The organism is Kitasatospora sp. NPDC057904, assembly GCF_042887925.1.
Lineage (GTDB): Bacteria > Actinomycetota > Actinomycetes > Streptomycetales > Streptomycetaceae > Kitasatospora.
In genome coordinates, this window is the sequence record NZ_JBHVOL010000014.1 from 21,452 (window position 1) to 43,302 (window position 21,851).

Below are 21,851 nucleotides of genomic sequence, written 5' to 3' on the forward strand. Positions count from 1 at the left end.
ACCGCCCAGGGGTGAGTGCCGGGAGAACCCTCTGTGATCCGGGCCCCGGGGCGGTCTTTGTCGGTGAAACATTCATGGCCATACGGTGCCGAACGATCATACGTATCGTCAGATGTTCGCACTCGGCGGGCATCTGAAAGGCAATGTTTGACAGGGGGATAGTTCGGCATGCGATCAAAGCTGCGCCGGATTCACGGACCCCGCGCGCGTGCACTGGCACGACGCGGGACGGTCGCCGTCGCGACAGCGGTGACCCTTTCGCTGCTGACACCGATGGCGGTGGCCGAGTCGGTCGTCGGCGGCTACCACTACACCGACAAGGAGTGGGCGGCCGACCCGCTGCCCGAGCTCGCCAAGGTCCAGGGCCACCCGGTGGGCGCCACCGGGGCCAAGCCCGTCCCGGTGCTGACCGCGGGGACACGGGAACTGACGGCGCACAAGGCGGTCGCGCCCGTGTGGCCGACCGCTTCGACCGTCACGGTCGACCTCGGCGCGACGGCCGGGGGAGCCGGGCGGACGAGCGCCGCACCCGCCGCCGTGCGGGCGTCGGACGTCAAGGCTGACGCACGTGCCGGCGCCAAGTCCCCGCTGACGATGACCGCCGCCGAGCCGTCGGCCGTCGGCACCCGGGCCCGTGCCCTCGTGAGCCCGCTGGTGCCGCTCGCTCCGGTCTCCTCGGTGCAGGTGCGCACCGCCGACCACGAGCAGGCCAAGGGCGCCGGCGTGGACGGCCTGCTGGTCGGCCTGGAACGGGCCGACCAGGGCGCCGGCAACGGCGCGGTCAACGTCGCGCTGGACTACGGCGCCGTCGAGCAGGCGTACGGCGGCGGTTGGGCGTCCCGGCTGCACCTCGTGGCCCTGCCCGGCTGCGCGCTGACCACGCCGGAACTGCCCGCGTGCCGGGTGCAGAAGCCGATCGAGTCGGTCAACGACCAGGCGGCGAAGAAGCTCACCGCGGCCGTGGCGCTGCCCTCGGCGGCCGCGGCGCCCAAGTCGGCGAGCCTGTTCGCCTCGCGCTCCGCGCTCGCCGCGCAGACCGCGCCCGGTGTGGCGGTCGCCGCGGTGGCGGGCAGCGGCGGATCCCAGGGCGACTACGGCGCGACCTCGCTGTCCGCCTCGGGCGCCTGGTCGACGTCGTCCTCCGGCGCGTTCACCTACCGCTACCCGGTCACCCTGCCGCCCGCGCTCGGCGGGGTCTCGCCGCTGGTCGCGCTCTCCTACGACTCGCAGTCGGTGGACGGCGAGACCTCGGCCCGCAACTCGCAGTCCTCGTGGATCGGTGACGGCTGGGGTTACAGCCCCGGCTTCATCGAGCGCTCCTACAAGTCCTGCCGCAACGACGGGATCGACGACTCCGGCGACGAGTGCTGGGCGGGCTGGAACGCGACCATCTCGCTCGGCTCGCACAACGGCAAGCTGATCCGCGCCGCGGACGGCAGCTACCGCCTGCCGAACGACGACGGGACGAAGATCGAGCGCCTCACCGGAGCCGCGAACGGCCTGTGGGACGGCGAGTACTTCAAGGTCACCACGACCGACGGCGCCTCCTACTACCTGGGCCTCAACCACGCCCCCGGCACCACCTCCGACGGTGCCACCAACAGCGCGTGGGGCGTGCCGGTCTACCACCCGAAGCCGGGCGACCCCTGCTACGACTCCGGCAAGGGCAACGCCTCGCAGTGCGACAAGCCGGTCGGCTACCGCTTCAACCTCGACTTCGTCGTCGACTCGCGCGGCAACATCCAGCGCTACGACTGGGCCACCGAGTCGAACTACTACAACATGGGCTACGGCCAGGTCGCCAAGAACGGCGACGGCGGCACGATGACCCAGTACACCCGCGGCGGCTACCTGACCCAGGTCTCCTACGGCTACCAGCTGGCCGACGCCCAGGCCGGCCGCGAGCCCTCGGCGAAGGTCGTCTTCAACGCGGCGCAGCGCTGCACCGTCTCGGACACCGACTGCCAGGCCGCGAAGCTGTCCAAGGACACCGCCACCAACTGGCCGGACACCCCGTACGACCTCACCTGCAAGGCCGACGACAAGACCAAGGTCGACGGCGACAACACCGACGGCGTCTGCCTGCAGGGCGGTCCGAGCTTCTGGTCCACCTACCGGCTGAAGTCGATCGACACCAAGGTGAGGGTCGGCACCGCCTGGCAGGACGTCGACTCGTACGACCTGAAGCAGGTGTTCTCCGACGCCGGCGGCACGATGGACCCCGTCACCGGCAAGACCCAGGACCCGAAGACCACCGGCGCCCTGCAGTCCGTGATGTGGCTCTCGCAGATCGTCCACACCGGCAAGGACGCCTCGGCCGGCGGCACCGGCGCCATCGCGATGGACCCGGTGAGCTTCGTCGGCGTCGAACTGGACAACCGGGTGGACGGGCTGAGCCCGGCGGCGCCGCCGCTGTTCCACCCGCGCATCTCCAGCGTCCAGACCGAGACCGGCGAGTCGATCGCCGTCTCCTACCGCGCGCCCGAGTGCTCGCGCGACAACAACCACATGCCGTCCTCGGCCGACAGCAACACCATGGGCTGCTACCCGGTGTTCTGGAACACGCCCGGTGGCAAGGACCCGATCGCCGACTGGTTCAACAAGACCATGGTCGCGCAGGTCGCCGAGAGCGATCGGACCAAGGCGGGCTCCCCGGCCAAGATCACCAACTACGTCCACGGCGGCGGCGCGGCCTGGCACCGGGACGACTCCGACCTCACCGACGACAAGCACCGCACCTGGAACGACTTCCGCGGCTACCGGACCGTCACCACGACCACCGGCGCCGCACCCGACCCCGTCACCCAGACCACCGTCTCCTACCTCCAGGGCATGGACGGCGACTACAAGGCGGACGGCACCCAGCGCAGCGTCAAGCTCGCCAACTCGCTCGGCGAACAGACCACCGACAGCCCCTGGCTGGCCGGTACCGCCCAGGAGACGGACAGCTACACCCAGGCCGGCGGCACCGTGAACCGCAAGGTGCTCACCGACGCCCCCGGCACCACCGTCACCGCGACCGCGACCCGGACCGCCTGGACCTCGCAGGACCCGGCCCCGGCGAAGCTGTCCACCCTGCCGGACCAGACGGCCCGCAGGGTGCAGTCCACCTCGTCGCGCACGCTGGGACTGCTCTCCGACGGCACCTGGCGCACCGCGCAGACCCGGCAGACCAACGACGCCCTCGGCCGCCTCTCCCAGGTGGACGAGAAGCCCGACGTCGCCGACCCCGCCCAGGAGAGCTGCGCCACCACCAAGTACGCGGACGCACCGGCCGCGAGCCCGCTGCTGCTGACCGTCCCGGACGAGACCATCACCGTCGCGGGCCCCTGCGGCACCGCCGAGGGCGCCACCACGACGCTCTCGCACAAGCGGATGTTCTACGACGGCGACGGCAGCGTCACCAACCCCGGCACCCTCGGGACCGTCGGCCAGAACGGCACCACCCTCGGCCTGGTCACCGCCACCCAGGCGGTTGCCTCCTACGACGCCCAGGGCAAGCCGGTCTTCCAGACGATCGGCGCGGTGAGCTACGACAAGTACGGCCGCGTGATCCGCAGCCGGGACGGCGCGGGCGCGGCCACCACGACCACCTACAGTCCGGACAGCGGCACGCTGCCCACCTCGATATCGACCACCAACCCGCTCGGCTGGACCTCCAGCAGCACCGTCGCGCCCACCCGGGCGGCGGTCACCCACGCCGTCGACTCCAACGGCCGCGTCACGGACGTCGTGTTCGACGCGCTGGGCCGCCGCACGAGGGTCTGGTTCCCGGGCCGGAACAAGGCCGCGCAGAGCCCCGACAAGATCTACACGTACGCCGTCCACGGCGCCGGCGACAACCCGGACCCGAACAGCGTGACCACGCAGTCGCTCCGCGAGGACGGCTCGTACGGCTTCAACGCGAGTATCTACGACGGCCTGCTGCAGCTCCGTCAGGAACAGGCGACCACGGCAGACAACTCGGCGGGCCGCGTGGTCAAGTCGACGTTCTACGACTCGCACGGCTGGACCGTCGGCGCCATCGCCCCGTACTCGGACCCGGCGAACGCCCCCGGTACCACGATGTGGGCGGAGACCAACAAGACGGGCCCGTCGGTGACCCGCACCGGGTACGACGGCCAGGGTCGCGCCGTCAGTTCGGAGTTGGACTCCTTCGCCACCACGGTCTGGCGCTCCTCCACCGCCTACCGGGGCGTCGACCGGGTCGACACCACCCCGCCGGGCGGCGGCAAGGCCACCACCACCTACACCGACGGCGAGGGCCGCACCACCGCGACCGTCTCGCGCGACACCACGGGCGACAAGACGCTGGCGCCCAACTCAACGATCTACTCCGGTAGTTCGGAGGTCTCCGGCGGCGTCCGGCTGGCCGCGCAGGCGGACGGCAACCTCGTCCTCACCGCGCTGACCGACGGCCGCACGCTCTGGTCCGCCGGCACCTCGGGACACCCCGGCGCCTACGCGACCGTGCAGGCCGACGGCAACTTCGTGGTCAAGGACCCCAAGGGCACTCAGCTCTGGTCCAGCAACACCGCGGGCCACGCCGGTGCGATCGTGAAGGTCCAGGGCGACGGCAACCTCGCGGTCTACGACAGCGGGAACACCCTGCTCTGGTCCAGCGGCACGGCGAACGCGGCGACCACCGCGGACATCACCACCCGCTACACCTACACCGCAGCCGGCCAGCCGGCGACGATCAAGGACACCGTCGGCAACACCTGGTCCTACACGTACGACCTCCAGGGCCGAAAGCTCACCCAGACCGACCCGGACGGCGGCACCAGCAGCACCGGCTACGACGCGATGGGCCGGGTCGCCTCGACCACGGACGCGCGGGGACAGACGCTTTCGTATACCTATGACCCGCTCGGTCGGAAGACCGGCGAGTACGCGGGTGGCGACACGAGTGACTCGTCGAAGCTGCTGGCCGACTGGAACTACGACACCCTCGGCAAGGGGCTGTTCTCGTCCTCGGACCGCTACGTCGGCGGCAAGAACGGCAGTGCGTACACCACACGGGTCGACGCCTACAACTCGGTCGGCCAGCCCACCGGCACCTCCATCGTCATCCCGGCCGCCGAAGGCAAACTGGCCGGAACCTACAGCCTCGGAGCGGCCTACACCGCCAACGTCAACCTCCTCGCCTCCACCACCTTCAGCACCGAGGGCGGGCTGCCGGGCGAGACCGTAGGGTTCGGCTACAACCTCCAGGGCCTGCTCTACAGCATGGGCTCGCCCAGCACGCCCTACGTGGCCACCACCAACTACAGCCCGCTCGGCCAGGTCTGGCAGGCCACGGTGGGCACGCCCACCAAGCAGCTGCGCACCGCGCAGACCTACGACCAGGCCACCGGCCGGCTGGCCACCAGCAGGGTCACCCTGCAGAACAACACCGCCAACCCGATCAGCAACCTCACGCTCGGCTACAACGAGTCCGGCAACCTGACCACCGTCTCCGACGTCCAGTCGAGCGGCGGCACCGACCGGCTCACCGACACCCAGTGCTTCACCTACGACGCACAGGACCGGCTGGTCACCGCCTGGACGGACACCAAGGGCATCACCAGCGCGACCGCCGGCCAGCTCGCCCGGTGCAACACCGCCAAGCCGAGCCCGACCACGATCGGCGGGCCCAACCCCTACTGGCAGGACTGGCAGTTCAACCAGCTCGGTGACCGCACTCAGCAGGTCAGCCACGACGTCACCGGCAACGCGGCGAAGGACACCACCCAGACCCTCACCTACCCGGGGGCCGGTGCGGCGACCGCCAACCAGCCCAACGCGGCCGCCACCGTCACCATCAGCAACCCGACCACCGGCACCACCACCCTGAGCCCTGCCTACGACAAGGCCGGGAACACCACCGGCCGGGTCACCACGGGCGCCAGGACGAGCAACCAGAGCTTCACGTACGACGCCGAGGGTCGCACCCAGAGCGCCACCACCGACGGGAAGCAGAGCGGCTACCTCTACGACGCCGACGGCGCGTTGCTGCTCCAGCGCGGCCCCGCCAACACCACGCTCTACCTGTTCGGGGGCGCCGAGCAGCTGAACCTCGACGCGGTGAGCAAGACGGTCAGTGGCCTGCGCTACTACCGCGCGCCGGACGGCACGACGATCGTGCGTTCCAGTAAGGGAGGCATCAGCTACCAGCCGGCCGGCCGTCAGGGAACGGCCCAACTCCAGATCGACGGTGCGACCCTGGGGATCACCCGGCGTTCCTTCGACCCTTACGGCAATCTCCGTGGCACGAACCCGGCCAACTGGGCGGACAACCACGGCTTCCTCGGCCAGCCGGTCGACACCACCACCGGCCTCAGTCTGCTGGGAGCCCGCCACTACGACCCGGTCATCGGCCGGTTCCTGAGCGTCGACCCGGTCCTGGAGGTGGGGGACTGCAATCAGATGGGCGGCTACGCCTACGCGGCCGACAACCCGACCACCGGCAGTGACCCTACGGGCCTGTGGTGGGGCGAGGACCTGTTCGACGACGCGGTGGACGCGGGCGGGGACTTCCTCGCTGGCGCGGCCGACTCGATCGTCGGTGACCCGTACGAGTGGGTCGTCGACGGTACCGCCGACGTCTGGAACAGTTGTGCCGACCTCTACAACGACTACATCTACGAGGAGAACGCCTGGTACATGCCCGAGGCCGGGCACATGGACTACGTCGACGACACCCCGGTCGCGGACCTGTTCGGCATCGACACCGATTCGGACGCCTACATCGCGGGCCAGGTGACGGGCACCGTCGCGTCGATCGCGATCGACGGCTACGGACTGGTCAAGGCCGCCGAGGAGGGCTACAAGGCGTACAAGGCCGCGGACGAGATCGATGAAGGAGTCAGCTGGCTCAAGCGGCTCCTGAGCGACGACGAGCCGGTGGCCTCCGACCCCGACCCCGCGCCCACCACGCCCAAGAGCGACGAACCCTCCAGCCCGAGCAGCGGCAGCAGCAAGGAGCCCAACACCGAGCCTGGCGGCGGCGGCAAGGCCGGTGACGACGCGCCGGCCGGCGGCAGCAAGTCCGATGGCGGCGGCTCCGGGGGCGGGGGCTCCGACCCGGCGCCGGGGACCTACTGCAGCTTCACCCCGGACACGCGGGTGCTGATGGCCGACGGCGACACCAAGGCCATCGGTGACATCGCGGTCGGCGACCGGGTTCAGTCCGCCGACCAGGGCACCGCGGTCGACCAGGGCGGCCGGACCGTCACCGCGACCTGGGTGCACGGCGACGAGGACCTGCTGGACGTGACGGTCGTCGGCGACGACGGCCAGAACAGCGACCTCCACACCACCGCCAACCACCCGTTCTGGGACGACACCACCCGCGCGTGGACCACGGCGGCGGAGCTCCAGCCCGGCCACACCCTCGTGTCGGCCGACGGCCACCTGGTCCGCATCGTCGGAACCCGGGCCGTAGCCGGCGCCCGGGCGATGCACAACCTGACCGTCGACCAGCTCCACACCTACTACGTGCTCGCGGGCACCACGCCGGTCCTGGTGCACAACACGTGTGGCGATGACGCCGTATCTCCCGTTTTCAAGGACGATCCGTACCACCCGGATCAGGTGGAGGCGCGGATCGCCGCCGGGGTGAAGGCCTGGGCGGAGATTCCGAGGGAGGTCCACAACACGGTGAACGGCATCGAAAGCGGCCGGGTCACCCAGCGGATCACCTCGGACGGGCCCGACTGGTTCAGGGCGAACGGGAACGAGAAGAGCCCGTGGTTCGAGGCGACCATCTTCACCGGTGTGGCTTCGCCGACGACCTTGACCCGTGTGCTCGTGCGCAGCGATGGGGTCGTCGGGTTCGTCACCGGCCACAACTACAAGAACGTGATGGAGTATCCTTACGCCAACCTCCTCGCCCAATACGTACCGAAGCCGAAGTGATTTCGACATGGATGAAATGGAAGCCATGGAATCCCTTGCCGCGGCAGGTCTCGTGGTCCTGGAGGAGTGCGGCGACCTGGGCGGGCTCGTGCCTCCGCTCGTCACCGGTCAGGCGCCGAGCTGTCCTCCCGAGGACGGCCGGACCGAGGCGGTGGTGGACCTCGGGGACCCGCTTCTTCTCGAAAAGGCGAACACAGCCTGGTACCGCCTGTCCGTGGGTGCGGGACTCTTCACGGAGGCCGATGGCCGCTTCCTGGTCGCACTGACGCCGGAGAAGGACGGCCCTTCGCACTGGATCTGCGTGGAGCTGCAGGACTCGTGGGACATCATGGGAACCGGTGCTTCGGGCCTGCTCGGTAGCGGGTATTGTCGCCCCGAATTCCGCATGCTGTCGCTCGATGGAACAGTTCTGTGCTGTGGCACCACGTGGGAATCCGCGATCAGTGCGTTCGTCCTGAAGGATCCGGGCAATTCGCAGGTCCTTCGGAACTTCGCCGAGTGGGTGGCGACCGGCGAGATCGGCCACCCGACCGAGAGCACCGCGGCACGTCGCTGGCTCGACGGACTCTAGCTAGAAGATCTTGCTGGTGGAGGGGCTGTCCCGGTTGGGGACAGCCCCTCCTGGGTTACGTGGTTGCGTGGGTGAGGCCGAGGTTGATCAGTCGGCGGAGGTTGAGGGCGGCGGCGCGGTTGTGGAGCCAGGTGTTGTTCTTCAGGACGCTTCGGTAGGGGACGCGGCGGTTGCCGCGGGCGGTTACTGTAGCCAGGCGATGGCTCGTTCGACCGGATGGAACTCAGATGATGTTCACTCAATTCCCGGTTCTGCACAGCGATTTGACAGGAATCCGGCAAGCGCCTTTTGCAGGTGTCCGAGGACGGAGGAGGCGGTCCCGCAGCGATTGCCGACGGCTCGGGGCCGGACGCTGCGGGACGGGGTGGCCGGTCGGGGGCCCGCCGCAAACACCGGCACTCCCTCATGACCCGAGGCGCCGGAAGGCCGTCACCCCGGCGAGGTGACGTCCTCCTGGGGCCTTCTCGGGCCGCCGAAGCGTCCGACAAGACCCCACCCCGGCCGGGCCGGACCGCTACGCCCACTCGATGCCGTGCTCGGCGAGCTGCACCAGCTGTCCCTCGCTCAGCTTGGCCCGCCTCGCCTTCGTGTTGTTGAGGAAGGTGCCAAGCGAGACAGGGACCGTCTCCTCGCCCCCGGCCCCGACTGTCACCAGCGGAGCCGGCCGTTGACCGTGTCCGCGGGCTTATTCCCGAAGGTTCTTCGACCAGTCACCCCGAGGGCGATAGGCACGGCTGTCACCGACCTGTTTCGTCCCGCCGGGAACGACGTCCCCGTGGTACGGATACTGCTCGGTCACCGCCGCCAGCAGGAACTCCAGGAAGCCGCCCTCGAACACGTCCCACTCCCACATCGAGTGGAACTTGGCGGCCACCGGCCACCGGTCCGGATCCGGGCCCCGCATCAGCCAGAAGAAGTGGTCGGCATTGTAGTTGTTGCCCCACTTCAGCAGGCCGCCCTCGGCCGGGAACAGCGGATACGGGCACTCCCTGTAGTCCCCGTCCCGGTAGCACTCGGCTAGCCAGGCACAGTATCCGTAGGGCTCCGTCGTGTTGTACAGGAACCCCTCGAAGCCGGACGGCACCGCGGCGTGGGGACTGGGGACTTCCGTTGGTGTGAAAATGTGCAGCTCGTTGCTAATGCTGACAGACCCATACCGGTCGGCGAACGCCCGGTAGTCCGCGGGCAACTGGAAGCCGATCGCCGCGGGTGCGAGTTCCCACGGGACCGGGGTCACGCCGTCCTCGGGCGGCGGCCCGATCACCACGCCGAGTCGATCCAGCATCTCCTCGATGTCCATGCCCACTCCCATCGGTCGTCCGTCCCGCCGGAGGCTATCCGCCTGCGGTGACATCGCAGGCGGTAGGGCCCAGCCCCGCAGCGTCCTGGCACCCGAACTGCCCCACTTCCATGCCCAGACGCCAGAGGATCATCCGACCCAGGCAGCAGACTCCTCACGATCACCAAGCTCGATTGAGCAAGGGCTTCTGACCCCGGCTCCCGCAGCTGACGGCCGACCGTCAGCCGCGGGTCTCGATCCGCAGGCCGCCCGTGGTCACCCGGCGGATGTGGTCGCTCGCCAGCACGTCGTGCGGCTGGCCGAGCTCGATCGCGCTCGCCGCGTCCAGGCGGGCCAGCTGGGCGGGCGTGAACTCGACCTCCAGGGTGCCCAGGTTCTCCTCCAGCTGGGCGGGGGTGCGGGCCCCGATCAGCGTGGTCGCCACGCCCGGGTTCCGCAGGGTCCAGGCCAGCGCGACCTGGGCCGGGGTGCGGCCCAGGTCGGCGGCGACCTCACGGGCGACCCCCGCCACGGCCAGGTTGCGTTCGGTGAGCGTGCCCAAGGCGAGGTTGTGGGCCCTGCGAGTGCCGTCGCCGGCGCCCGTCGCGGTCACGTCGTCTGGGCCGTACTTGCCGCTGAGCACCCCGCCGCCCAGCGGTGAGTACGGGACCACGCCCAGGCCCAGTTCCCGGGCCATCGGGATCAGGTCGCGCTCCGCGGTGCGTTCGATCAGGCTGTACTCGAGCTGCAGCGCGACCAGCGGCGACCAGCCGCGTAGGTCGGCGATCGTCTGCATACGGGACACCTGCCAGGCCGGGGTGTTGGAGATCGCCACGTACAGCACCTTGCCCTGCCGGACCAGGTCGTCCAAGCCCCGCAGGATCTCCTCGACCGGCGTCCGGAAATCCCAGACGTGCAGGTACAGCAGGTCGATGTAGTCGGTGGCCAGCCGCCGCAGGCTGCCCTCCACCGAGCCGAACAGGGCCTTGCGGTGACCACCCCCGGAGTTGGGGTCGCCGGGGCGGCGCAGCGTCGAGTACTTGGTCGCCAGCACCAGGCGTTCGCGCTCCTCGCGGGCGAACTCGCCCAGCAGGCGCTCGGAGCTGCCGTTGGTGTAGGTGTCGGCGGTGTCGAGGAGGTTGCCGCCGAGCCCGACGTAGTGGTCGAACAGCTTGCGGGCCTCGGCCCGTTCGGCGCCCCAGCCCCACTCGGTGCCGAAGGTCGCCGTACCCAGGGCCAGCGGTGAGACCCATAGTCCCGAGCGGCCCAGCAGCCGGTAGGCGTCGAGGGACAGTGCCATCAGGTTCTCCTGTGTTCGTGGTCCGTTGCCGGGACCGAGTCTGTGGCGGCGCCGGCCAGGGGGTAAGGGAAGACACTTCCTGGGAAGACCGGTCCCACCCTGGCGGTTGGACCGGTCATGACGACCGGAACCATCGACACCGCCCAGGAGTTGGCCGCCTTCCTGCGGAGCAGGCGCGAAGGCCTGGACCCCGAACGGCTGGGTCTGCCCTCGCCCCGGCGGCCCCGGCGGACGCCGGGGCTGCGCCGAGAGGAGGTCGCCGAACTGGCCGGGGTCAGCACCGACTACGTCGTCCGTCTCGAGCAGGGCCGCGGGCTGCGGCCCTCGGTAGAGGTGCTGGAGGCGCTGGCCCGGGCCCTGCTGCTGGATCCGGGCGAGCGCGACTACCTGTTCGACCTGGCCGGACGCCGCCGCCCCGGCATCACCGGTGGTGCGGCCGCCGGTGCGGCGCCGTCGCTGGCCCGCCTGGTCGGCGACCTGTCACCGCTGCCGGCCATGCTGCTGGACTACCGCTACGACATCCTCGCCTGGAACCCCGAAATGGCTCGGCTGCTACCGGGATTCGAGGCCGTGCCGCCGTCACGGCGCAACGCGATGTGGCTGTGTCTGCTGCACCCGGAGATGCGAGGCTTCTACGCCGACCGGGAGCAGATGCTGCGGGACGGGATCGCCCACCTGCGCGCGGCATGGGCCGCACACCCGCAGGACCGGGAACTGTCCGGCCTCATCGCCGAATTCGCCACGCAGGACGAGGACTTCGCCCGCTTGTGGTCGAAGCGGGAGGTCGGCGTCAACGGACGCGGCCGGAAGTTGCTGCGGCATCCGGTCGTCGGTGCGATCACCGTCGACTTCGAAGTCCTGCTGCCGCTCCAGGACCCGGAACTGCGCCTGCTGGTCTACCGCGCCGCGGACGAGGAGAGCCGAGCCTCCCTGGACCGGCTATGCGCAACCGACGTGTCCAGGCCCACTGGCTGAGTCGCCGTGCAGCTCAGGCGACCGGCGGACCGCCGTAACCGGAGACACTCACTGTGCTTCGCGCGCTGCTGGTGACCGGTAGCGCGCCGAACCGGTGACAACCACCGTGCTTCACTCGCACCGACCAGCTCGCCGAACCGGTGACAACCATGGTGCTTCGGCTCAGGGCGGGCTGCCGCGCCGCCGGTCGGCCGGACGAGAACCGGCCGCTGTCCGCCGACGAAATCGGCATCGCCCGGCTCTGCGCGGGCACCGGCCGCACCGGCGCCGCCGCCCCGGTCTGGCACCGCTTCGGCCGGGACGGCTGGCATACCTTCACCGACGCGCACGACAACCCGGACGGCGACGAGCTACTGGCCGTCGAGCAGGCCGCGGCGGAGCGGGAGCGGCGCCGTCCGGCCTGCCGCCGCTGCTCGGCGCCGTTCTCTGACGTGGTGGGAGGAGAAGGAACGGGGCTGGAACGACGACGGGCTGTGCGCCGGCTGCCGCCGGGCCGACGCGGACCGGAAGGCGCGGGAGGCCGCCGAGCGCGAGCGGGTCGCCGCCGAAGCTGCGGACGCCGAGGCGAAGCGCACCAGTTCTTGGTGGCGCCGGTCCTGACCCGGCCTCACCTCGGGCACAGGACGCTGGCTGGCGGTGGGGAGTTTCGCCTCCCCCGGGGGGCCGCCGGTGAGTTTGCCCCGGGGCGCTGGTGTCTGGCTGGCCGGGGGCGGGGGCCGGGGAAGGTGGTGAGGAGGGTGCGTGCCGCATCAGACAACCAGGCCCAGTCACCGCTCGTCTTCACCGCGACGCCCGGCACCGAGAGCCACGAGAACCTGGCGCTGCTGAACGTCCTCGGCACCGACAGCTTTCCGGCCGCCTGAGCGCAGCCGCCGACTACTCCAGCATCGCGACCCCGGCCAGGAAGATGTCCAGGCCGACCATGAACTGCTCGCGGTCGTCGTGCTCGCGCAGCCGCGTCGCGGACGCGAGCACGAACGGGTAGGCCTCCGGGTCCAGTTGTGCCCAGCGTGCGGCGGCACGGTCGAGGAAGGCCGCCCGGTCCAGGTCACCATCGACGCGGCGACGGGCGTTGGCGGCGTTCTGCCCGGCTACGCCGAGCACGTAGTTCACCAGCGCTCCGGCCGCGTCGAAGCGCGCCCGCTCGGGGACCGCGAGCGCGTCCAGCAGTCTGCCGACGCTCTCGTAGAAGTCCAGCAGCGCGGGCCGCCAGGGCTCCCGCGAGAGTTCCGCGCCGACCCAGGGGTGGGCGTCGATCGCGTCGAACAGGCCCAGCGCGAGGCGGCGCAGGGCCTCCCGGGAGTCCGCGCTGCTCTCCACCCCGGCCAGAACGCGGGCGATGACGTCGTCGGTGGCCGCCGCGAGCACGTCGGCCTTGTCCGTGACGTGGTGGTAGATCGCCCCGTAGCCGGTGCTCAGCCGCTGGGTGAGCGCGCGCAGCGTCAACCCGGCCTCGCCTCCGCCGTCCAGTAGCTCGGTCGCCGCCTCGACGATCACCTCCCGGGACAGGCTCTCCGTACGCCGCGGGCTCCGCGGTGAGGTCTTCGCAGTTCTCGGCACCATGAAGCCGATTGTCGCACGGATGGATCGGCGATCCAAAGTCATGTAGCGTTTTGGATCGCCGATCCAATATGGGTCGGGAGACATCCGTCGAACCAGTGGAGGCACGCCATGACGACATCGGTCACGATCATCGGAGCAGGTCTCGGCGGTCTGGTACTGGCCCGTGTGCTGCACGTGCACGGGATCGGGGCCACCGTCTACGAGGCGGACCCCGCACCGGACGCGCGCCGCCAGGGCGGCCTGCTCGACATCCACCCGTGGAACGGCCTGCGGGCGCTGGCGGCGGCCGGGCTGACGGAGGGTTTCCGTCAACTCGTCCTGGCCGGCCGTGAGTGCTATCGGGTCATGGACCGGGCGGGGACCGTGCTGCTCGACCTGCCCGACCAGGGCAACGGCGAGCGCCCCGAGGTGGCGCGCGGCGAGCTGCGGCAGCTGCTGCTCGACTCGCTCCCGGCCGGCACGGTCCGATGGGGGCACAAGGCGACCCGGGTGAGGTCCCTCGGCGACGGCCGCCACGAGGTCGGCTTCGCCGGCGGCGCCACCGTGGTCGCGAGCGTGCTGGTCGGCGCGGACGGAGCGTGGTCGCGGGTGCGGCCCGTGCTCTCCGACGCCCTCCCGGAGTACGTCGGCATCTGCAGCGTGGAGACGTTCCTGTTCGACGGCGACACCCGCCACCGTGCCAGCGCGGCAGCGGTCGGCGGCGGATCGCTCTTCGCGCTCGCGCCGGACAGGGGCATCCTGGCCCACCGCGAGCGCGGCGGAACCCTGCACAGCTACGCCCAGCTGCGCAAGCCCCAGGAATGGCCCGCCGGTCCCGGTGTCACGGACGCCACCGCCCTTGCCTCGCTGCTCGCCGAGGAGTTCGCCGACTGGGCACCGGAGCTCATCGCCCTGGTCACCGCCACGGACACCCCGCCGGTCCTGCGGCGCATCTTCGCTCTGCCGGCCGGCCACCGCTGGGACCGCACGCCGGGAGTGACCCTGATCGGCGATGCCGCCCACCTCAGGGCGCCGAACGGTGAAGGCGCGAACCTGGCCATGCTGGACGGCGCCGAACTCGGCCGGGCGCTCGCCGCCCACCCCGGCCGACGTGGAGGCCGCGCTCGCCCTGCACGAACAGGGCATATTCGCCCGCGCCGCCGCAGTCGAGGCGGACGACGACGACCTGTACTCGACCATGATCGACGGCAACGCTCCCCACGGCACACTCGCACTGATGACCCGGACCGGGCGGGACTCGTGACGGATGACGGCGTGCGGCCTCGGCCCGCGCAAGGTCGCCCTCCCCAGCGGCACCGTCTGGGGCCACGACGGCCGGCTGAGCATGTCGTCGTCGAGGACGGCAATGCGTCGTTTCAGCGGCGGGGTAGTACACCCAGGAGAGTTGCGGTCAAGGCCTGCTTCAAGTAGTCCTCCAGGTCCAGGTGGAAGCGGGCCAGGTCGGGCTCGGCCTGGTAGGCCGCCTGCAGACTGGGTGGGGGGGTGCTGTACGCCGACAGCGCCCCGGCCATGACCATGGTTTGCAGACTGAACAGGGTGGCGTTCTCGCCCAGTTCCGGTAGGTACGTCCGGACCAGGTCGGTCATGGTCGTCAGGCGGGCCAGGGAGGCGCGCTTGTAGCGGGCTGCGACCTCGACGGAGACATTGTGTTCGAGAACGCTGCCCTGTGCACCGAAGAGCTCGCACAGCACCACCCGGCCGGACAGTGAGCGGCTGAGGACCTCGGCCACCGCCGCCGCTCGCTCGGGCATGGAGAGATCGTTGTCGAGGGCGGCGGCCAACTCCTCTGTCAGTTCTGCCAGCCACTCCTGCAGGAAGCGGTCGAGCAGTTCCAGGAGCACCGCTTCCCGGGACTCGAAGTAGCGCAGCACATTCGGCTTCGCCAGCCCTACCCGGCGGCTGAGCTCGTTGAGGGTGACCGCGGCCACCGGCATCTCGTCGAGCATGGCCGACGCCACGTCGAGGATCGCCTGCCGGCGGATCTCTCGCTGTTCCTCTGTTCGCGCGCGCTGGAAAGTCACATTCCCCAGTCTAGATTACGTACCGTCGGTACGTTGACATCGTACCGACGGTATCTTAGAGTCCGAAGCGCAAGATACCTTCGGTACTTTCAGAGGCTGGGAGTCTGGCATGAGCGATGAGTGGACGACCGCACGCATTCCCGACCAGCACGGACGGGTGGCCGTCGTGACCGGCGCCAACACCGGCCTGGGATTCGAGACCGCCAGGGCGCTCGCCGAACGCGGGGCCTCCGTGGTGCTCGCCGTGCGCAACGTCGACAAGGGCGAGAAGGCGGCGGCCCGCATCAGCGGCGAGGTGACCGTGCAGGCGCTGGACCTGACCTCGCTCGACTCCGTCCGGGCCGCAGCCCAGGCCCTGCGATCCCGGTACGACCGGATCGACCTGCTGATCAACAACGCCGGCGTCATGTACACCCCGAAGCAGACGACCGCCGACGGTTTCGAGATGCAGTTCGGGACCAACCACCTGGGCCACTTCGCACTCACCGGCCTCCTGCTGGACCTGATGCTGCCGGTGCCCGGCTCGCGCGTGGTGACGGTCAGCAGCACCGGCCACCGCATCCGGGCCGCGATCCACTTCGACGACCTGCAATGGGAACGGTCGTACAGCCGGGCCGGCGCCTACGGCCAGTCCAAGCTGGCCAACCTGATGTTCACCTACGAGCTGCAGCGCCGGCTCGCCCCGCACGGCACCACCGTCGCGGTGGCCGCACATCCCGGCCTGTCCAGCACCGAGCTGGCCCGTAACAGCCCTGCGGCCATCCGGCTTCCGCTCACTTGGCTCGCGCCGCTGGTCACCCAGACCCCGGCGATGGGCGCACTGCCGACCCTACGCGCCGCCACCGACCCCGCCGTGCTGGGCGGCCAGTACTACGGCCCCGGCGGACGCCTTGAGATCAAGGGCCACCCTCAGCTGGCCACCTCCAGCGCGCAGTCGTACGAGACAGCCGTCCAGCAACGGCTGTGGGCCGTCTCCGAAGACCTCACCGGCGTGACGTTCCCCGTCGCCCAATCCCAGCAGAACCGGATCCAGTCCGGACCGGCCATCACCAGTTAGCCCGCGCGCCCTACTCCTCGTCGTCCTCATCCAGCCCGAGCCCGGCCGCGTCTGGGTCACGCAGCGGGCGCAGGGCGCCAGCGGCCGGGGTGGAGGCGGTGAAGCCGTAGCGGCCAAGCACGTTGAGGTTGCAGTGTTTGAGCGGGGAGAGGCGGGCGATGTCCTCGTCCCGGATCTCGTGGCCTTCGGCGCGGAGCCGGCGCCGGGGGAGAGTAGGGCGTCGGCCTCGGGCTGCCGGGTGATGCGTGCCGTGGTGTCCACAGGCCGGCCTCCTGAGGGGGCTAGACGAGCGGCGCCGGCATCGCCGAGGCCCCGGTCCCGCAACGTCGAATACCGCCCGAAGTCTCCGACCACCACCGTCTTCCTCCGCCTGAACGCCACCCTCGCCGTTCCGCCGCAACCGAGCGGTGGGTCCTGCACGTCTCCGGCGGAAGCCGAGCGATCGGGTCCGAGAGGGAGCACGCTGATGCAGGTGGGGCGGACCGGCCGGGAGCCGCTGCAGGCTGCTGTCGTGGTGGTGCACGACGGAGATGACTCGGCGTCGGCGGACGGGGTACCGGTCTCCGTCGCGTCGGTGCGAGAGGGGAGGTGGGTCGTGGAGGTCCACGCCGATCATGAGTACTACCGCAGGAACCTCGCGTTGTACGGGGCGGAGTACCCGATTCCCGACTTCCCCACGGACCGGGCGGTGCGGCGGATCCCGATAGCCGGCAAGGGCCGGCTCTGGATCGGCAGGAGCCTTGCGGGACGCCACCGGGTGCCGCCGGAGATCGATCTCGCCCTCGATCCGGGGGTGAGCCACCGCCACGGGCTCCTGCAGCAGCAGGACGACGGCAGCCTGGTGCTGATCGCGCAGGCGACGGCGAACGGCACGTTCATGAACGGCGCGTGCGACGAGGTCGAGCTCGGGCGGCCGATCGAGCTCCAGGACGGCGACCGCATTCACCTGGGTGTGTGGACCACCATCACGGTGCGTACGGCGCCGCGTTGACGGGTGGGTTTCCCGGGTTCGGCGGGCGCCACGTTGCCCATCGCGTGGTCCAGCGTTCGCGCCCCTGCTCACCGGGGTCTGCGCGATCGCCTGCGGCCGGACCGTACCGATCGCGGCTGGACCGGTCACCGCGGAGCCGGCGTGGTCGGACCGGCCCTCATGAGTTGGGCGAGGCGCTCCCAGGCCGGGGATGAGGCCCCTGCCTGGGTCTGCGCGGCCAGCTGGGCGATCCTGGGGTTGTCGACGGGCCCGGCTTCGGACGAGCCGTGGTGGCCGGCGAGCCACGTGAGGGTGCGCTCCGCGAGCGCGGGCAGGCGGGGGTCGTCCGGCGACCAGTCGTAGGCGGCGTCGGTCTCACGGTAGAGGGCGCTGAACTCGGGGTCGGTGATCAGCTCGTGCTTCTGCGCGAACCACCGGTCGGCGTCCTCGGGTGAGGCGGCGTGCAGGAGAATCCAGCCGTCACGTTCCAGGCGCACCTGGCGCTCGCTGACGCCGAGCTCGCGCAACCGGTCGAGGTAGTCGGCGACATCCGGGGAGACGAACAGCCGATCGCCGCTGCGCAGCCGGGCGAGGTTCGCACGGGCTTGCCGCAGGTGCGCGATGCGGTCCCGGAGGTCTTGGTCGATCTCGGCGATGGCCGTGGTGAGCGTGTCGGGGTCCCCGTCCAGGAGGTCCTTGACGCGGGCCAGCGGTACGCCCGCGCCTGCCAGCGTCCTGATCTTGACCAGGGTGAGGGCTTGCTGGGCGTCGTAGCGCCGGTAGCCGGACGAGTCGCGGTCGGGCTCGGCGAGCAGGCCGCGCTCGTGGTAGTGGCGGACGGCCTTGGCGGTCACCCCGGCGTAGTCGGCGAGTTGGCCTATCGTGAGCATGCTGGAGATCCTCTCACCCGGGGGGCCGTCCGGGGGGCCGGACCGGGCAGGTCAGACCCGCAGGGTCAGTCGGCCGCCGCCGTTGCGGAAGCGCGCCTGGCCGTCGCTGACGTCGTGGTAGGATACCAGCAGCAGGCGCAGGTACCCGTCGAAGGCCTCCAGCGGGAATCCGGCCGGCGCGAACAGGCCGGGCCTGATCGGCACGAGGCGCTGCGGCGGGGCACAGACCCTCCCGCCGGCGAACTGCGTGAAGATCCGCTCCTGCGAGGCGTCCGCCGGCTCGTACGTCACCCGCTCCTCGAGTTGGCCGTCGACGACGCTGACGTCGACGCGGAGTTGGTTGGAGCGGTACGTGCCCACGTACGGAGTGAGGTCGACGTCCTCCTCCAGCTCGGTGATCAGCACGGGGACCCGCACGCCGAGGTGCTCGCTGAGCAGCCATCGCAGGATCTGGTCCTGCAGCATGATCGCCCCCGGGGTGTTGCCGAACGCGGTGAACACCAGGTCGTGCTCGGGAAGGACGCACAGGATGGACACCCCGCCCGGCGAGGCACCCGACATGGCCAGGACGGTCGTGTCGCCGAACGGGTACCGCACCCAGCCCAGGCCGATCGGCGGGGTGTTCGGGGTGCCCATGTCGAACGCCACCTGCTGCATCAGCGCGGTCGACTCGGCCGACAGGACGCGCGCGCCGGACGGGGACACACCGCCCGCGAGGTGGGTGCGCCCGAAGGCGAGTAGGTCGGCGATCGTGCCGATCGGCGTGCCGCCGGCCGGCCCCCAGGTGTCGGGCAGCATGAACATGCTGGTGGGCCTGGCCGCCAGGGTCTGCGGATCCGGGAAATGGCCGACCGCCGTGCTGCGCAGGATGGCCTCCTCGGCCGAGGCGCTGGAGTCGGTCATGCCGACCGGCGTGTAGAGCTCGCGCTTGAGCAGCTCGGGGAAGGGCAGCCCGGTCACCGCCTCCAGCAGGCGGCCCGCCACGATCATGCCGCCGTTGGAGTAGCTGAGCCGCTCTCCGGGCTCGAACAGGGCACCGCAACTGCCCGCAAGGCCCTCGACGTAGGCCTTCAGGGCGTCACGGCCCTTGGCATCGGGGAAGAACAGGTCCGCGTCGATGCCGTTGGTGTGCGAGACCAAGTGCCGGACCAGGATCTTGTCCGCCGCACCCGGCGTGGTCAGGGCCAGTTCGGGCAGGTACCTCACCACCGGCGCGTCGAGGTCCAGCACCCCGCGCTCGACCTGCTGGAGGACCAGCGTGGTGGTCAGGACCTTGGTGACGGAGCCGAAGAGGAAGCCGGTGTCCTCGAGCATCGGTGCGCCGGTGGCCGCGTTCGCGCAACCGTGGGCGACGACGACCTGCTCGCCCGCGTGGTAGACGCCGGCGACGAACCCGGGGACGTTGTTGGACTCGCAGTAGGCGGCGGCCTGCTCGCGGATCCGGGCTTCGACGGTGCTGAACGAGTTGTTGGTCATGCGGACCATCGTCGAACCCTGCCCCTGGGACAAGGTCAAGCCCGGAACCCGGAAAGCGTCTCTAATCAGCTAAGTGGTCCTGAGTCAGGCGTGGTGTCTGATTCTGGGATGTGTTCCCACCTGGGCGGGGCGGCATGGGCGTGGAGGTGGAATCCCGCGCCCAGTGTTGCCCCGTGTGGCCTGTGTCCGGCCGTGGTGGGTGTGCTGATTGTCGTCACGTCCTGGTGTCGGCGGGCTGCGCGGGGCAGCTGGGGCCGGTCCGTGTGAGCGTGTCCCTCCGGACGCTGGCCGACGGGCCGGTGACGGCTCGTCGGGGAGGGTGTCCGGCGTTGCCTGGGCGTCGGACGTGTTGGCGTGTGCCGGGTGGGTCCGGTCTTGGACCGGTCCCGGCGGGTCTTCGGCGCGGGTGTGATGACTGCGCAGGCTTCGAGTGTGTCCACCACCGAGCGGATCACCAGCGCACCCGTGGTGCGGTCCACCGCGGTCTTGGCCTGGTGGGTGAGACCGCGTGCGGCGATGCGCTTCCACGCGCCCTGGTCACGGTCGCCCTGGTAGCCGCAGCCGGGACACAGGGCCCACTTCCAGCCGGGCGTGGTGGGGCGGTCGGGTGCCTTGCGGTGGCGCTGGACGGTGAGGCAGTGCGGGCAGTGCCGGGAGGTGTCACGGGGCGGGACGGTGGCGACGGCAATGCCGCTCTCGGCGGCGAGGTGCCTCATCCGGTCAACGATCTGCCCGCGCACCGCTTGGGACATGCGGGTGTTCATGCTGCGGTCCATGCCCCCCGCTTCCATCGAGCGCAGGTCCTCGACGTAGATCACGGTTGCGCGGGCGGCGATGGCCTGGTCGACGGCCTCCCCGAGACCCGGGCCGGGGACCTCGCCACGCTGTTGGTGGACACACCTGGGACGAGGCCAAGGCCATCCGGGCCGCACACCCGTATTCCACCGACTTCACCATGGACACCCTCGAACGCCTGGCCGCCCGCTACCTGTCCACCGCCACGAAGCAGGGCCACAACCTTCTCGACGCCATCGCCCGACTCTTCGACGGCCGAGGCGCCTGGATCCCCGCCCCGACCTGACGGCACCGAGACGGGGACACGTAAGCGGCGGCGCGTTCGCGCTGCCCCTTGGCCCCTGCGGCCCCGGCCGGGTATGTGGCCTTGCGGCTGTTCCGGTTCGGGGCGGCAGGGCTCCGGTTTGCGTTCGCCTATTCACGAGTGGCAGGCCCGCGGGGGCCTGATGGGGAGGATGGTTTGCCCGGTCAGCGGGGGGACAGGACCGCGACCTCGTGACCGAAACCGACCACGAGCCGCCCGCCTGGAGCCACCGCCCACGCAAACACTGGTGCGGGGAAGCGCAGTTCCGGCCCCACCTGCTCGCCGGTGGCCGGGTCCCATACCTCTACCGTCCCGTCCTCGCCGACGGTGACGGCGACCGGAGGGCCCTCCATCTCCCCGGTTGCCGCCGTCCGTGTCCTGCCGGTGGGGCAGTGCACCGGCTCGCCGGTGGCCAGGTCCCACACCCGCACCATCCCGTCTTCGCTGCCGGTGACGGCGACCGGTCGGCCCTCCACCTCCCCGGTTGCCACCGCCGAGATGTCTTCGCGGTGGCCTCGCAGGGGGTTGCCGATCGGCTCGCCGGTGGCCAGGTCCCACACCCGCACCATCCCGTCCTCGCTGCCGGTGACGGCGAACGGCCGGCCCGCCACCACCCCGGTTGCCACCGCCCACACCTCCAGGGGAGGACCGTCCAAGGGCTCGCCGATCTCCTGACGGGTGGCCAGGTCCCACACCCGCACCGTCCCGTCGTGGCCGCCGGTGACGGCGACCGGCCGGCCGTCCACCACGC

Annotated in this window: 16 protein-coding genes and 2 pseudogenes; 8 read left to right on the plus strand and 10 right to left on the minus strand. The window is 70.7% G+C overall.

Going from position 1 to position 21,851, the window contains the following annotated elements; genetic code table 11:
• Positions 1–249: 249 nt before the first annotated feature.
• Together ACFVSN_RS30145 and ACFVSN_RS30150 are read left to right on the plus strand one after the other, a co-directional pair.
• Positions 250–7,899, plus strand: a complete 7,650-nt coding sequence (locus ACFVSN_RS30145; RefSeq protein WP_387956903.1) for a polymorphic toxin-type HINT domain-containing protein — start codon at positions 250–252, stop codon at positions 7,897–7,899.
• Between the two features lie 7 nt (positions 7,900–7,906).
• Positions 7,907–8,470 (plus strand): hypothetical protein, encoded by a 564-nt coding sequence (locus ACFVSN_RS30150; RefSeq protein ID WP_387956904.1) that lies wholly within the window; start codon positions 7,907–7,909, stop codon positions 8,468–8,470.
• A 514-nt stretch (positions 8,471–8,984) separates the two neighbouring features.
• Here ACFVSN_RS30150 and ACFVSN_RS30155 read toward each other — a convergent pair.
• The 3 genes from ACFVSN_RS30155 to ACFVSN_RS30165 form a co-directional block, all read right to left on the minus strand.
• Complete coding sequence (locus ACFVSN_RS30155) at positions 8,985–9,122, minus strand: hypothetical protein (protein WP_387956905.1); 138 nt, start codon at positions 9,120–9,122, stop codon at positions 8,985–8,987.
• Between the two features lie 33 nt (positions 9,123–9,155).
• The gene (locus ACFVSN_RS30160; protein WP_387956906.1) at positions 9,156–9,770 is read right to left on the minus strand and encodes a hypothetical protein; all 615 of its coding nucleotides are present in this window, start codon (positions 9,768–9,770) and stop codon (positions 9,156–9,158) included.
• Between the two features lie 220 nt (positions 9,771–9,990).
• Positions 9,991–11,049 (minus strand): aldo/keto reductase, encoded by a 1,059-nt coding sequence (locus ACFVSN_RS30165; RefSeq protein ID WP_387956907.1) that lies wholly within the window; start codon positions 11,047–11,049, stop codon positions 9,991–9,993.
• Between the two features lie 117 nt (positions 11,050–11,166).
• Between ACFVSN_RS30165 and ACFVSN_RS30170 the strand changes: the two genes are divergently transcribed.
• Entirely contained in the window at positions 11,167–12,024 is an 858-nt protein-coding gene (locus tag ACFVSN_RS30170; RefSeq protein ID WP_387956908.1) for a helix-turn-helix domain-containing protein, read from the plus strand.
• 737 nt (positions 12,025–12,761) lie between these two features.
• Positions 12,762–12,887, plus strand: a complete 126-nt coding sequence (locus ACFVSN_RS30175) for a hypothetical protein (RefSeq protein WP_387956909.1) — start codon at positions 12,762–12,764, stop codon at positions 12,885–12,887.
• A gap of 13 nt (positions 12,888–12,900) precedes the next feature.
• Here the strand turns inward: ACFVSN_RS30175 and ACFVSN_RS30180 are convergent, their stop codons facing one another.
• Positions 12,901–13,587: a TetR/AcrR family transcriptional regulator gene (locus ACFVSN_RS30180; protein WP_387956910.1), complete on the minus strand. Its 687-nt coding sequence runs from the start codon at positions 13,585–13,587 to the stop codon at positions 12,901–12,903.
• 108 nt (positions 13,588–13,695) lie between these two features.
• Between ACFVSN_RS30180 and ACFVSN_RS30185 the strand changes: the two are divergent.
• Positions 13,696–14,830 (plus strand): annotated as a pseudogene (locus ACFVSN_RS30185) (FAD-dependent oxidoreductase).
• Positions 14,831–14,942: 112 nt separating this feature from the next.
• Here the strand turns inward: ACFVSN_RS30185 and ACFVSN_RS30190 are convergent.
• Positions 14,943–15,608, minus strand: coding sequence for a TetR/AcrR family transcriptional regulator (locus ACFVSN_RS30190; RefSeq protein WP_387956911.1), 666 nt, complete (start codon positions 15,606–15,608; stop codon positions 14,943–14,945).
• 109 nt (positions 15,609–15,717) lie between these two features.
• Between ACFVSN_RS30190 and ACFVSN_RS30195 the strand changes: the two genes are divergently transcribed.
• The gene (locus ACFVSN_RS30195) at positions 15,718–16,665 is read left to right on the plus strand and encodes an SDR family NAD(P)-dependent oxidoreductase (RefSeq protein WP_387956912.1); all 948 of its coding nucleotides are present in this window, start codon (positions 15,718–15,720) and stop codon (positions 16,663–16,665) included.
• 10 nt (positions 16,666–16,675) lie between these two features.
• On the opposite strand, the pseudogene ACFVSN_RS30200 reads toward ACFVSN_RS30195, so the two are convergent.
• Positions 16,676–16,861: pseudogene (locus tag ACFVSN_RS30200) on the minus strand (hypothetical protein); the annotation flags it as partial.
• Positions 16,862–17,260: 399 nt separating this feature from the next.
• Here ACFVSN_RS30200 and ACFVSN_RS30205 point away from each other — a divergent pair.
• A complete protein-coding gene (locus tag ACFVSN_RS30205; RefSeq protein ID WP_387956913.1) occupies positions 17,261–17,656 on the plus strand; it encodes an FHA domain-containing protein in 396 nt (131 codons plus the stop codon).
• A gap of 125 nt (positions 17,657–17,781) precedes the next feature.
• On the opposite strand, the gene ACFVSN_RS30210 is transcribed toward ACFVSN_RS30205, so the two are convergent.
• From ACFVSN_RS30210 to ACFVSN_RS30220, 3 genes are all read right to left on the minus strand, one after another.
• Complete coding sequence (locus tag ACFVSN_RS30210) at positions 17,782–18,525, minus strand: MerR family transcriptional regulator (RefSeq protein ID WP_387956914.1); 744 nt, start codon at positions 18,523–18,525, stop codon at positions 17,782–17,784.
• Positions 18,526–18,576: 51 nt separating this feature from the next.
• The gene (locus tag ACFVSN_RS30215) at positions 18,577–20,001 is read right to left on the minus strand and encodes a serine hydrolase domain-containing protein (RefSeq protein WP_387956915.1); all 1,425 of its coding nucleotides are present in this window, start codon (positions 19,999–20,001) and stop codon (positions 18,577–18,579) included.
• Between the two features lie 65 nt (positions 20,002–20,066).
• On the minus strand, positions 20,067–20,792 hold the full coding sequence (locus tag ACFVSN_RS30220) for a zinc ribbon domain-containing protein (RefSeq protein ID WP_387957021.1): 726 nt from the start codon (positions 20,790–20,792) through the stop codon (positions 20,067–20,069).
• 164 nt (positions 20,793–20,956) lie between these two features.
• On the opposite strand from ACFVSN_RS30220, the gene ACFVSN_RS30225 reads away from it, so the two are divergent.
• Positions 20,957–21,082, plus strand: coding sequence for a hypothetical protein (locus ACFVSN_RS30225; RefSeq protein ID WP_387956916.1), 126 nt, complete (start codon positions 20,957–20,959; stop codon positions 21,080–21,082).
• A gap of 182 nt (positions 21,083–21,264) precedes the next feature.
• On the opposite strand, the gene ACFVSN_RS30230 is transcribed toward ACFVSN_RS30225, so the two are convergent.
• The coding region (locus ACFVSN_RS30230; protein ID WP_387956917.1) for a WD40 repeat domain-containing protein at positions 21,265–21,851 on the minus strand (587 nt) is incomplete at its 5' end.

Bases quoted from the DNA above. Each gene is read 5' to 3' on its own strand.
- ACFVSN_RS30150 (WP_387956904.1), top strand. From the start codon at position 7,907: ATGGATGAAATGGAAGCCATGGAATCCCTTGCCGCGGCAGGTCTCGTG.
- ACFVSN_RS30160 (WP_387956906.1), bottom strand. From the start codon at position 9,770: ATGGACATCGAGGAGATGCTGGATCGACTCGGCGTGGTGATCGGGCCG.
- ACFVSN_RS30165 (WP_387956907.1), bottom strand. From the start codon at position 11,049: ATGGCACTGTCCCTCGACGCCTACCGGCTGCTGGGCCGCTCGGGACTA.
- ACFVSN_RS30170 (WP_387956908.1), top strand. From the start codon at position 11,167: ATGACGACCGGAACCATCGACACCGCCCAGGAGTTGGCCGCCTTCCTG.
- ACFVSN_RS30180 (WP_387956910.1), bottom strand. From the start codon at position 13,587: ATGGTGCCGAGAACTGCGAAGACCTCACCGCGGAGCCCGCGGCGTACG.
- ACFVSN_RS30195 (WP_387956912.1), top strand. From the start codon at position 15,718: ATGAGCGATGAGTGGACGACCGCACGCATTCCCGACCAGCACGGACGG.
- ACFVSN_RS30210 (WP_387956914.1), bottom strand. From the start codon at position 18,525: ATGCTCACGATAGGCCAACTCGCCGACTACGCCGGGGTGACCGCCAAG.
- ACFVSN_RS30215 (WP_387956915.1), bottom strand. From the start codon at position 20,001: ATGACCAACAACTCGTTCAGCACCGTCGAAGCCCGGATCCGCGAGCAG.
- ACFVSN_RS30220 (WP_387957021.1), bottom strand. From the start codon at position 20,792: ATGGAAGCGGGGGGCATGGACCGCAGCATGAACACCCGCATGTCCCAA.
- ACFVSN_RS30225 (WP_387956916.1), top strand. From the start codon at position 20,957: ATGGACACCCTCGAACGCCTGGCCGCCCGCTACCTGTCCACCGCCACG.